This is a genomic window from Pseudomonas sp. JV449, assembly GCF_032424295.1.
Taxonomy (GTDB): Bacteria; Pseudomonadota; Gammaproteobacteria; order Pseudomonadales; family Pseudomonadaceae; genus Aquipseudomonas; species Aquipseudomonas marginalis.
Map to the genome: position 1 here is coordinate 419,614 of NZ_VYKD01000028.1, position 11,994 is coordinate 431,607.

Sequence of the window (11,994 nt, forward strand, 5' to 3'; positions counted from 1 at the left end):
AAACACCATTAACGAAAACCTGTTTTTGCACGGACTGCATTACTCATGGGTGTGGTCATCGGATACCTGGGCATTAGGATAGGGTGTCAGGTAGACACGTTGCGGTAGCGCCCTCTCCCAGAAGAGTAACGGATTTCTACTTTCTCAACCCCCTGCTCAGTAAGCATGCTCTGAACATCCTCGGGAGAATAAGAGCAATTAGGGCCGATGATGACCTCTTTGATTGCGCTGAGATTTTGATAAGACGTTAGGAGCTTGTGGAAGCGCGCTTCCTCCTTGTATGCATTCACTCTTATATCAATAGCGTACCCTTCATCCCGGCTAGGCTCAATTTCCACCACAGCCCTGATTTCACGTTCATCTTTGAAATATTGATCTTTATATAGAACCGCAAAGCGGCGCAGAACAAGTGCGGTTAGCTGATGTTTTATCGGGGATTCACTCTGCTCCATTCTATCAATGAAGCTTCTAACTTTTCCCACGAACTCATCTTTGCTGTAATGAACTTTGCACAGTTTCACGTGCGAAATTATCGGCTGGTAGCCGTTCGCCGTAAAACGGTTGAACAAATTAAATTGATCGATTTCGTTCTCATCAAAACCTATCGATAGCCCTTTGGAGTCATCTGCATACAATCCCCATTGACTGCCAGCGTCACCTTCCAAGGAAAAACATCCAATTAGAATCTGAAATTTTTCGTTTAGCTTATCCACTTGAATATTTAGGAAGTCTGGCTTCTCGGCGAGCCCCTTCTCCTGCAACAACTCAAGTATCAGATCGAACCCAGATTTATACTCAGTTAGGTCGTTTAACTTGGTTATATCAGTAAGCCAAACCTCTTTAGTCGAAATAATCCCCTTAAAAGCGGTCGCGTTGCAGTAGTGATAAATCATTAGAGATCCTTTCAAGATGTATCGGGTACGCCTAAGCGAGTAAGTTACTCAATGAGTATGCAGCGGTGTGTAACTCGGAGCAAGGGTCGCGAGAGGAATGGCAGTCACCTGCCTGCTCCGCATGTGCGAGGCTTAGTGCGCACCTGGTGCGACTTTTCAGAGGCTATAAACAGCGATTCTGCGTAGGGGATTGTCTTTTGATACACGGTCGTCCCCCTAGAAGGCGTAACGCCCAATTCATACATCTTGCTCAGCAGTGTCACCGACTTCATCGGCGCACCGTTCTCCGAGCGCAGCATCAGTTCACGTGGACCGTCCCGCAAGAACAGTATCTTTCCGCGCCCTGTCTAGAAAATGCTAGGGCCATGAGCCAATTATCAGACCTTCTGCTAATATCTGGCTTTCTGCCATCGCAGGTTACTCGGATAGCGGACGCAGCTTCACAAGGACGAATAAACATGAAGATGCTCGTATCTGACCCAGCAATTTTGGGTAATCTCTTGTATGCAAAAGGATTTCCGCTACGGCGGAGACGCTCGTCAGATAATCCTGCTACGGTTTCATTGCATAATCTAGCCGCCCTCGATTCCCAATCGCACCCATCTTTTTCAATTCTAAATAGGACCAAAATCGCCCGTCTGTCTCCTCCCCTTGGACGGGTGCACAGTTTGCGGCCCTCCAATACCCTAAGACAGCAGCCAAGAAATATCGAGAGGTGGTGCAGCCTAAATCTAGGCAAGCATGAAATTTCTGTTGCCATGTACGGATATTGCATACCAACAGCAAGGCGAGCACCGCGTTGCTGTTTGACAAGCCTAACTATTAAAAAACGCGAAGTACCGAAACATCCGAATTCTGATATTCAGATGTCACTCGCGCGCTCAAAAAACGCACACGCCAGTAAGCACTTTTCAAATCCACGCACACCAACCCCACTAGTCCGAGAAATAAAATGGAAGAAATAAGTGTAACAAAAGAAATTTCGGAACTAAAAAGCCAGCTATCGTACACTAAAAATATCGGCTTTTTTATGGGTGCTGGAACATCGTGCGCACTAGGCCTACCCAACATATCTCAATTAACCGAGCAGGTAGAACTATTACTAAAACCAGAAGCACTAGCGCATTTCAATATTATAAAGAATGATTTAAAGTCGAAAAACCCTGACGCAACAACGAGCATTGAAGACATACTCAATCAGTTCCGTAGAATCCGGGAAATCACAGGTGAACGTGCAGATAGCAACTTTCTCGACGTAGATGGATTAAGCGCGAAAAATATAGACATTGAAATATGCAAACACATTTACAACATAATAAATAACAAAGAATCAGCAGCTTCTTTAAAAACACCAAAAAAGTTCTTTGCTTGGTTCAACATGCAGAATAGAGATTATTCTAAAGAAATATTCACAACAAATTACGATTTAATTATAGAAAAGTCTTTGGAATCAATAAGAGCGCCGTACTTTGATGGATTCGTTGGCTCATACGAACCTTTTTTCTGGCAGGAGAGTGTAGAGCGACACATCAAAAAAAATGACCTTACACAAAACTGGATAAGACTCTGGAAGATACACGGCTCTCTTAGCTGGTTTTGGAAAGGCAACGTAAATACAAAGTCACATAAGGTAGTCAGGCTTGGAAGAGTAGAAAAAATTGGGGAGGAGAGAAATGAAATTGTCATATATCCATCTAAAGAAAAATATGATTCATCCCGTCGCCAGCCTTTCCTAGTATACTTTGATCGTCTTAAAGATTATTTACTGGGCGGAGAGCTACTTTTTATATTTAGCGGATACTCATTCCTCGATCAGCACATAAACGAAATTATATTCAACTGCTTACGACAAAACAACAGACTGAGTGTTGTAGTTTTTTTCTATAGCGATTTAGAAGTGGAGAGATTAGAGCCACTATCTGCAGGATATTTAAATCTAACCGTGTTCGGCCCGAAAAAAGCAATTGTAAACGGCGTTTTCGGCGTTTGGAAATTTGAACAATTTGAGCTGAACATGAAGGCTACTAACAACAGATTCTGGTGTGAAAAAACAAACTCACTTCTACTTGGTGATTTCAACTATCTTGTTGATTTTTTGGTTGCTAACTCTGGTCGCCAACACGAAATTGAGATCACCACAAATGAAGAGTGATTCTACTTATTTAGGGCAAGTAATCCGAGTAGACTCAAACGCAGTGGAGGTCGAGGTTTCTGCAGAAATCCCGTCTGCAGCACCGATAATTAATGGTCGACTTTATAAAATAGGCCAGATTGGTACTTTCGTCAAAATGCCCATGGGCAATATCACTATCTATGCAATCGTTTCCGCTGTAAGCGACCGTCCATTTGGCACTGATGATGACGGAGAGACAAGATCAAGCTCTAAGTTTTTGTCGATACAGTTAATTGGCGAAAAAATCGGTGATGGTGAGTTTGAAAAGGGTATAGGAACTTATCCAACTATAGGTGATGAGGTTCATCTTGTCATAGAAAAGGATCTCTTTGAAATTTATGGAGAACAAGACTCAGGATCTATAGAGCTTGGTAAGCATTCTTCGTCCGAGAACCTTAGCGTCCATGTAGACACTCACAATCTAATTCTTCGCCATTGCGGCATAATGGGATCTACCGGCAGCGGAAAATCGAATACGACAGTTACTCTCCTCAAATCGATATTAGGTAGCTACGCAGGTTCAAGAATAATACTTATTGACCCCCACGGCGAATATGCATCAGCTTTCCCGGAAGCAAAAATACTAAGAATTGGAGATGCGCAAGCCCCCCTATATATACCTTTTTGGTTGATGACATTCGAGGAGCTTGCTTTTTTCTTAGTCGGGGCAGATCAACGTGACGAACAAAGAATGGAGTATAGACAACTTCGAGACTTAGTCACTTTAATGAAGAAAAAGAATTTCAATTTAAAGTCGGGAATAGTAAACCAGGACTTAATTACCGCCGACTCCCCCATACCATTTAGCGCACGAGAACTCTGGTACGAGATGAATTGGCTACTGAATGCTTCGTTTTCGACATCCCCCAAGGATGATCAAACCAGAGCTAATGCCTGTGAAATTTCGGTAGGTGACCCCGAAAAATTAAGTCCCGCTATCTTTAGCCCTTATGCTATGGGTACCAGTGCGCCATTTAAGTCAAAACACACAGAGTATTTTTCATACGAGAAAAAAATACTATCTCGACTGAAAGACTCGCGCTATGACTTTCTCTTCAATCCAGGAGAATACAAAACAGCGGACTCTCCTAAAGACTTACACGATCTACTTGCCGAATGGATCGGAAACTCTCAGAAGCTAACCATATTAGATTTGAGCGGAGTGCCTTTCGAGGTTCTTGACATAACTGTAGGTCTAATAACTCGCTTTGTCTACGACAGTATGTTCTGGGGAAGAAAGGAAGCATATACTGGAAAACAACGACCTCTCCTACTTGCCTTTGAAGAAGCCCATACTTATCTTGGCAAAAATGATAGGAGCAGTTACTCAAAAACTGCGGTAGAGCGCGTATTCAAGGAGGGAAGGAAATTCGGAATAGGTGCTCTCGTAATATCTCAACGTCCGTCTGAAATATCAGAAACCATACTATCTCAAATTGGCACGCTAATAGCCTTGAGACTTACAAATTCAGCTGACAAGTCCATAATTAAATCATCAGCTCCAGACAACATGAATAGTTTAATTGATTTATTGCCATCTTTACGCATAGGAGAGGCAATAGTCACCGGAGAAGCGATAAAAATCCCTTCTCGCATCCGATTGAAACTTAACTATCCACGCCCTACAAGTGAAGACCCGAAGCTTGTCGAGTGCTGGAGTAAAGAGCATGTGCATGAAGAGGAAAATTACAAACTGGTCGTAACTAAAATACGCGAACAAAAAATATAAAAGGAATAAATATGGACCGCAAAAATATATCCTCCACTATGATAAGAAGTATTGGCTACGACGTGGATACGTCAACGCTAGAAATAGAATTTAACTCGGGAGCTGTCTGGCAATACTATGACTTTCCTGAGTCAGACTGGTATCAGTTCGATGGCTCTGCCTCGCAGGGCAAGTACTTCCATACATCAATAAAGGGGCATTTTAGAGAAGCCCAAGTAGGATAAATTCATTATAACGCATCTATGTATAGAGGATTAAGTAATTTTCTATGCATAGATTTTTCATAAATCTGAGACTTCGAAAATGATTGACACCATAAACGACTGGAATAAAAGATTAACCGTTGCTCAGACAGGGCATTACATCACATCCGAGAGATACATACTAATTAATAGATTCGTTGGTATCCCCCTCGTAATATCTTCAACTTTCGTAAGTGCATTTTTATTCTTCGATAGCACCGGGTTTTCAGATCGCCTTTCAATACTTATGAAGCTACTGAGCATTTTGGTTGCACTTCTTGCATCCCTACAAACACTAATGCGCCCCACAGAAAAAGCTGAAGCCCATAGATCGTGTGCTGCAAGATATGGAAATTTGAAGCGAAAGATAGAACAGTTCTCTGCAGCAGGCAGCGCAATAGATGATTGGAAAAACTTCTCTAAAGAAATAACAATTGAATGGGCAGGAATCTCGGAGAATGCTCCTACCACTCCCCAAAGAATCAGAAAAAAAGCCAATTCCATAATTAACAATAAGGTTTAGCAACCCAGTATTACGACTCCGAGAGGGCCCGGTTCACCAGGCCCTAAACTTCTTTAAAATGCAGGTGTACTCCAGGAACGATTCGTATATAACTGAACAAAAAAACAGCTTCGCAGGTCTCCCGTCTCGTGCCACTGCGGTCAATAATTCTACGCAGACCACTTAAGGCCTTATGAAACAAGGGCTTCAGAAGCAACATGATCGACTAATTATGAAAAATGCCATGCGCAGTGAAATCGTCAAAAAGTCTGATTCGCCTCTCTAATGGCAAAGGCTGCCGATAGCTGCCTCTCCAAAATGGCCAACTCATCCGCATTACAAGGCACTTCTCAATCCAGTCTGAGTTATAACCCGCTTCATGCAACAGCGTGCTCGCTGTCCGCCTCAAATCATGCGGTCCGAACTTGCTCAACGGCTTCCCCTCTTTCTGCGCGAGCCGATAGGTCAGCGTCAGCACCTGATTGATCGTCGCGGTGCTCATTGGCAAATCGGAATCGTACCGAGAGGGAAAGACGTAATCCGAACCACCGGCAAACGTCTTCAGAGCAATGAAAAAATCCAGCGCCTGCTGAGATAAGAACACCAAATGGGGATTGCGCCGCTTCATCCGCTCTTTCGGAATGGTCCACAGGGCTTCGCTGAAATTGATTTCGTTCCAGGTAGCGTTGGTCAATTCACTTTTGCGAACCATGGTCAGCAACAGCAGCTTAGCGGCGACTCTCACGGATGAGGCAGTGCCGATGCGGTCCAGGTACTGATACATCAACGCGATTTCTTCAGGCCCTAGAGCGCGATCGCGTGGCTCGAATTTAGCGATGCTTGCAGGACGCACCAGATCAGCCGGATTCTCAACCTTCTGCCCACGCTCTATCGCCCATCGGAACACCTGCATCACAATCTCGCGGGAGTGCACGGCCGTGGCTGGAGCTCCCCGCTCCACAATTGCATCTGTCAGGGTACGCAGATCCTCATGATTGATTTCCACCAGTTTCTGATTACCGAAGTGCGGCTTTAGCTCGCGCTCGTAAACCGATCGGCGCATGTCACGCGTCGAGTCAGCCATCTGATACCCACGCAGCCATTTCTCCGCCCACGCATCAAACGTCTCTGCCCCTTTGGTGCGTGCCTTGGCACGGGCTTTCTCTTTGGCAGGTGACTTACCTGCCGAAACCATCTTTTAGCCTCGCCCAAGCGCTCTCTGGCTTCCGCAAGTGTGATGCCACCCACGCCATAACGACCGAACGTGATGGTCTCCTGACGGCCATTGATTGAGTAGTTGTAACGAAAGGAGATGGAACCGGCAGCAGTGACGGCCACGTACAGCCCGTCACGGTCGTTCACCTTGTAGAGTTTTTCTTGCGGTTTGAGGTTACGCAGCTTGGTATCGGTCAGCATGGCAGTTACGGATTCCATTGAAAAAATACCATGCTCAGAAAAGCACTCATGCACCACGATAAAACCCAATGAAACCGGGCTGATGATGAGATTTGATACCATGCCCTGCCCTACTAGGGCGACATGGTATCGAGCACCGAACATGGCATTTGGCTCAGTCAATGCCCCGTACCATGCCATACAAACACGATGCTTGGCGATGCACAAAGCTGCCAGAATTTGCCAGACCCAAAAAGCCAAAAGCCCGCAATTACGCGGGCTCCAGGGCATTTCTTGCTAGTTGGTGCCGGACAATGCCGGACGTCCAATCATTCCCACTCAATCGTCGCCGGCGGCTTGCTCGACACGTCATAAGTAACGCGCGAAATACCTTCGATCTCATTGATGATACGGCCGCTGACGGTTTCCAGCAGTTCGTACGGCAGGTGTGCCCAACGGGCGGTCATGAAGTCGATGGTTTCCACGGCACGCAGGGCCACGACCCAGGCGTAACGACGGCCATCGCCTACAACGCCTACGGACTTAACCGGCTGGAACACCACGAACGCCTGGCTGACCTTGTGGTACCAGTCGGCCTTGCGCAGTTCTTCGATGAAGATGTGGTCGGCACGGCGCAGCAGGTCGGCGTATTCCTTTTTCACTTCACCGAGGATGCGCACGCCCAGGCCCGGGCCGGGGAATGGGTGGCGGTAGACCATGTCGTACGGCAGGCCGAGTTCCAGGCCCAGACGGCGGACTTCGTCCTTGAACAGTTCGCGCAGCGGTTCTACCAGCTTGAGGTTCATTTCCTCAGGCAGGCCACCCACGTTGTGGTGGGACTTGATCACGTGGGCCTTGCCGCTCTTGGCACCGGCCGACTCGATCACGTCGGGGTAGATGGTGCCCTGGGCGAGGTACTTGATGTTGTCCAGCTTGTTGGACTGGGCATCGAATACGTCGATGAAAGTGCGGCCGATGATCTTGCGCTTCTTCTCCGGGTCGGATTCGCCGGCCAGGTTGTTCAAGAACTGCTCTTCGGCGTTGGCGCGGATCACCTTGACGCCCATGTTCTCGGCGAACATGGCCATTACCTGCTCGCCTTCATGCAGGCGCAGCAGGCCGTTGTCGACGAACACGCAGGTCAGTTGGTCGCCGATGGCCTTGTGCAGCAGCGCAGCGACCACGGAGGAGTCAACGCCGCCGGACAGGCCGAGCAGCACGTTGTCGGTGCCGACCTGGGCGCGTACGTTGGCGATCGCGTCTTCAGCGATTTTCGACGGGGTCCACAGGGCTTCACACTCGCAGATGTCGAGAATGAAGCGCGACAGGATGCGCCCGCCTTGCTTGGTGTGGGTCACTTCCGGGTGGAACTGCACGCCGTAGTAACGACGCTCGTCGCTGAACATGCCAGCGATCGGGCAGCTCGGGGTGCTGGCCAGGATGTGGAAGTCTTCCGGCATCCTGGTGACCTTGTCACCGTGGCTCATCCATACGTCGAGGCCGAACAGGCCATCGGCGTCGATGTGGTCTTCGATGCCGTCCAGCAGGCGGCTCTTGCCGACCACGTCGACACGGGCATAACCGAATTCACGCAGCTCGGAACCTTCAACCTTGCCGCCCAGTTGCTCGGCCATGGTCTGCATGCCGTAGCAGATACCAAAGACAGGAACGCCCAGGTCGAACACGGCTTGCGGGCAACGCGGGCTGTTGGCTTCGTGCACGGACTCGGGGCCACCGGCGAGGATGACGCCTTTCGGTGCGAATTCGCGGATCGCTTCGTCATCCATGTCGAACGGATGCAGTTCGCAGTACACACCGATTTCACGCACGCGGCGGGCAATCAGTTGGGTGTACTGGGAACCGAAGTCGAGGATCAGGATGCGGTGGGCGTGAATGTCGAGGGCCATGAAGTCAGTCTCGTCTAATGAATCAGAAACAACTCGGGGCTGAAGAACAGCCCCGGTTACTTAACATTTTGCTGGAAGCCTCAACCTACGCGGTAGTTTGGCGCTTCCTTGGTGATCTGCACGTCGTGGACATGGGATTCAGCCATGCCTGCGCCGGTGATCCGTACGAACTCTGGCTTGGTGCGCATTTCTTCGATGTCGGCGCTGCCGGTGTAGCCCATCGAGGAACGCAGGCCGCCCATCAGTTGATGGATGATGGCGCTCAGGGTGCCCTTGTACGGCACACGGCCTTCGATGCCTTCCGGCACGAGCTTCTCGGCGCCTGCCGAGGAGTCCTGGAAGTAACGGTCGGAAGAGCCTTGCGCCTGGGACATGGCGCCCAGCGAACCCATGCCGCGGTAAGCCTTGTAGGAACGGCCCTGGAACAGTTCGATCTCGCCCGGCGCTTCTTCGGTACCGGCGAACATCGAGCCCATCATCACGCAGGAAGCACCGGCAACGATGGCCTTGGACAGGTCACCGGAGAAACGGATGCCGCCGTCGGCGATCAACGGTACGCCAGTGCCTTCAAGGGCCGCGGCGACGTTGGCGATGGCGCTGATTTGCGGCACGCCCACACCGGCAACGATACGCGTGGTGCAGATCGAGCCAGGGCCGATACCGACCTTGACCGCATCGGCACCGGCTTCGGCCAGGGCCTTGGCGGCCGCGCCGGTAGCAATGTTGCCGCCGATCACCTGCACGTCAGGGAAGTTCTGCTTGACCCAGCGAACGCGGTCGATCACGCCTTTGGAGTGACCGTGGGCAGTGTCGACCACTACCACGTCAACGCCGGCAGCGACCAGGGCCGCTACGCGGTCGCCAGTGTCTTTGCCGGTACCGACCGCAGCGCCGACGCGCAGACGACCTTGGTCATCCTTGCTGGCCAGCGGGTAAGCTTTGGCTTTTTCGATGTCGTTGACGGTCATCATCCCTTTGAGGGCGAATTTGTCGTCGACGATCAGCACGCGCTCGATGCGGTGCTTGTGCAGCAGTTCGCGCACGTCGTTCTTGTCGGCGCCTTCCTTGACAGTCACGAGGCGCTCTTTAGGCGTCATCACTTCGCGGACGGTGACTTCAAGACGGTTCTCGAAACGCACGTCACGGGAAGTGACGATGCCGACCAGGTCGCCATCGTGCAGTACCGGAACGCCGGAGATGTTGTGCAGGCGAGTCAGGTCGAACAGGTCACGCACGGTAGCGTCGGCTTCGATGGTGATCGGATCCTTCACCACACCGGCTTCGTAACGCTTGACCTTGCGCACTTCGGCAGCTTGCTGCTCGATGGTCATGTTCTTGTGAATGATGCCGATGCCGCCTTCCTGGGCCATGGCAATGGCCAGACGGGCTTCGGTGACGGTGTCCATGGCAGCGGAAACCAGGGGAATATTCAGCTCGATGCCACGGGTTAGGCGGGTCTTGAGACTGACTTCGTTAGGAAGCACCTCGGAATAACCGGGCACTAGGAGAATGTCGTCGAATGTCAGAGCTTCTTGGCTGATACGCAGCATCGCGGGGGCTCCCGAGCGGGAAAATGGAAGCGCGCCATTATACTCAGACACCCCCCAGGTCTCAATGTAAAACTCTGACATATTTGGGAATAGTGATAGAAGGACTACAGCTCGACTTTGACCCAACTGATCTTCTGGTCCAGCCAATCGGCGAATTCGTCGATAAAGCTCTGCTTGAACCCCGCCTCCGCCCAGTTGTTGAAGATGAACCCCAGGTTGGAAAACCCGCACGCCTGCAGGAACAGGAAGCCGTTGATGTCATCTTCATGCCCACACAGCGGGCAGGTGAAGTTGTCGGTGTGGCCGGGCATCCAGTCTTCCAGGCTTTCGAACAGCGCCTCGCCGACTTCCTTGAGGCATTCCGGGCAGCCGGCTTCTTCGAGAAAGCCCTTGGCCGGGGTATAGATGCAGCGCTTGTAGATGATCTCCAGGCCGTTGACCGGCTCGTTGAACGGCAACGCCTCGGGGTGCAGCACCACGGCGCGGGCGCCGTCGGCCAGGGCATAGGCCATGCGGTTGCCGGTGCGGCCACAGGTGGTCAGTTCTTCCTTGATGATGTTCTTGCGCACCAGCCACCGCACGATCGCCCGGGCGCGGGGTTCGTGGACGGGCAAGGTGGAGATTTTCGGGACAAGGATGCTTTGGGAATTCATGGGAGACCTGCGGCGTGGCTTCTGGCCTCATCGCGGACAAGCCCGCGATGAGGCCCGGGAGGACGGCAGCTTAATCCCTGAAGAAATCAGGTCAAGTGCTCAAGTACCGCCCAATCAACGCAATGCCACTGGCCAGCACCAACCACGTCACCAGCCGGACGAAGGCCTCACGGGACATGCGCATGGTCAGCCTGCGCCCACACCACAGCCCCAGGGCCATCGCCGGCAGCAGGCACAGCGCCAACATCAACAGCGGCCAGTCAGCATACACCCCGGCGATCAGGAACAGGCTCAGGCGCACCACCGTGCTGCAACTGATCAGCGCGCTTTGGGTGGCGCGCGCCGCGTCCTTGGGCAAGCGGCTGTTGAGGTAGATTGCATATAAAAAGCCACCACTGCCGAACAACGCACCGAACAACCCGCCTACGGTGCCCATGGGGATCGACCAGCCAGCGGCCAGCTGCGTTGGCCGGGTTTTCACCGCCAGGCTGTAGATCGCATAGGCGCTGATAAACAGCCCCATCAGCAGCAGCAACAGGTCCGAATGCAGGTTGAGCAGAAACACCACGCCCAGGGTGCAGCCAATCGCCATGCACGGCAGCAATCGCAGCAGCTCCGGCTTGTTCACGTCCCGGCGCGTTTGCAGCAGGCCGCCGAAGGCCGCGACGAAATCCAGCAGCACCAGCAGCGGGATGATCTTCGACAGCGGCATAAACACAATCAGGATCGGCCCCGCCACCAGCGCCGTGCCAAAACCGGCGATGCCGAACACGATATAGGCCACCACCACGCCCAGGCCGATCACCAGCCAATCCATACCACCAAACGACCACTGACTCATCAGCTCAACCGGGCTCATGGGTAATTCCTTATTGGAGATGACCATCACTTTAGCCATCGGTAAGGGATCCGACTAATATCTTCAAGGCCCTCCACCTATCTCGAAAAGG

The 11,994-nt window shown here is 51.2% G+C and carries 9 protein-coding genes and 1 pseudogene; 4 read left to right on the forward strand and 6 right to left on the reverse strand.

All coding sequences use genetic code 11. The annotated features are described in order from the left end of the window. Positions 1 to 86: 86 nt before the first annotated feature. Positions 87 to 893: a DUF2971 domain-containing protein gene (locus F6S08_RS25915; RefSeq protein ID WP_315872521.1), complete on the reverse strand. Its 807-nt coding sequence runs from the start codon at positions 891 to 893 to the stop codon at positions 87 to 89. A gap of 952 nt (positions 894 to 1,845) precedes the next feature. Between F6S08_RS25915 and F6S08_RS25920 the strand changes: the two genes are divergently transcribed. From F6S08_RS25920 to F6S08_RS25930, 4 genes are all read left to right on the forward strand, one after another. Beyond that, on the forward strand, positions 1,846 to 3,045 hold the full coding sequence (locus F6S08_RS25920) for an SIR2 family protein (RefSeq protein ID WP_315872522.1): 1,200 nt from the start codon (positions 1,846 to 1,848) through the stop codon (positions 3,043 to 3,045). Next, a complete protein-coding gene (locus tag F6S08_RS25925; protein ID WP_315872523.1) occupies positions 3,035 to 4,795 on the forward strand; it encodes an ATP-binding protein in 1,761 nt (586 codons plus the stop codon). Before F6S08_RS25920 ends, F6S08_RS25925 begins: the two co-directional genes overlap by 11 nt. A gap of 38 nt (positions 4,796 to 4,833) precedes the next feature. Then, positions 4,834 to 5,019, forward strand: coding sequence for a KTSC domain-containing protein (locus F6S08_RS31610; RefSeq protein WP_409999779.1), 186 nt, complete (start codon positions 4,834 to 4,836; stop codon positions 5,017 to 5,019). A 79-nt stretch (positions 5,020 to 5,098) separates the two neighbouring features. Beyond that, positions 5,099 to 5,560, forward strand: a complete 462-nt coding sequence (locus F6S08_RS25930; protein ID WP_315872524.1) for an SLATT domain-containing protein — start codon at positions 5,099 to 5,101, stop codon at positions 5,558 to 5,560. A 319-nt stretch (positions 5,561 to 5,879) separates the two neighbouring features. On the opposite strand, the pseudogene F6S08_RS25935 reads toward F6S08_RS25930, so the two are convergent. The 5 genes and pseudogenes from F6S08_RS25935 to F6S08_RS25955 all read right to left on the reverse strand — a co-directional run. Then, positions 5,880 to 6,955, reverse strand: a pseudogene (locus F6S08_RS25935) (tyrosine-type recombinase/integrase); the annotation flags it as partial. A 308-nt stretch (positions 6,956 to 7,263) separates the two neighbouring features. Further along, positions 7,264 to 8,841, reverse strand: a complete 1,578-nt coding sequence (guaA, locus tag F6S08_RS25940; RefSeq protein WP_027605430.1) for a glutamine-hydrolyzing GMP synthase — start codon at positions 8,839 to 8,841, stop codon at positions 7,264 to 7,266. A gap of 80 nt (positions 8,842 to 8,921) precedes the next feature. Continuing rightward, complete coding sequence (guaB, locus tag F6S08_RS25945; protein WP_003209646.1) at positions 8,922 to 10,391, reverse strand: IMP dehydrogenase; 1,470 nt, start codon at positions 10,389 to 10,391, stop codon at positions 8,922 to 8,924. Positions 10,392 to 10,495: 104 nt separating this feature from the next. After that, a complete protein-coding gene (locus F6S08_RS25950) occupies positions 10,496 to 11,044 on the reverse strand; it encodes a sugar ABC transporter ATPase (RefSeq protein WP_065924854.1) in 549 nt (182 codons plus the stop codon). Between the two features lie 91 nt (positions 11,045 to 11,135). Then, positions 11,136 to 11,903 (reverse strand): sulfite exporter TauE/SafE family protein, encoded by a 768-nt coding sequence (locus F6S08_RS25955; protein ID WP_065947923.1) that lies wholly within the window; start codon positions 11,901 to 11,903, stop codon positions 11,136 to 11,138. Positions 11,904 to 11,994 lie beyond the last annotated feature (91 nt).

Bases quoted from the DNA above. Each gene is read 5' to 3' on its own strand.
- F6S08_RS25915 (WP_315872521.1), bottom strand. From the start codon at position 893: ATGATTTATCACTACTGCAACGCGACCGCTTTTAAGGGGATTATTTCG.
- F6S08_RS25920 (WP_315872522.1), top strand. From the start codon at position 1,846: ATGGAAGAAATAAGTGTAACAAAAGAAATTTCGGAACTAAAAAGCCAG.
- F6S08_RS25925 (WP_315872523.1), top strand. From the start codon at position 3,035: ATGAAGAGTGATTCTACTTATTTAGGGCAAGTAATCCGAGTAGACTCA.
- F6S08_RS31610 (WP_409999779.1), top strand. From the start codon at position 4,834: ATGATAAGAAGTATTGGCTACGACGTGGATACGTCAACGCTAGAAATA.
- F6S08_RS25930 (WP_315872524.1), top strand. From the start codon at position 5,099: ATGATTGACACCATAAACGACTGGAATAAAAGATTAACCGTTGCTCAG.
- guaA (WP_027605430.1), bottom strand. From the start codon at position 8,841: ATGGCCCTCGACATTCACGCCCACCGCATCCTGATCCTCGACTTCGGT.
- guaB (WP_003209646.1), bottom strand. From the start codon at position 10,391: ATGCTGCGTATCAGCCAAGAAGCTCTGACATTCGACGACATTCTCCTA.
- F6S08_RS25950 (WP_065924854.1), bottom strand. From the start codon at position 11,044: ATGAATTCCCAAAGCATCCTTGTCCCGAAAATCTCCACCTTGCCCGTC.
- F6S08_RS25955 (WP_065947923.1), bottom strand. From the start codon at position 11,903: ATGAGCCCGGTTGAGCTGATGAGTCAGTGGTCGTTTGGTGGTATGGAT.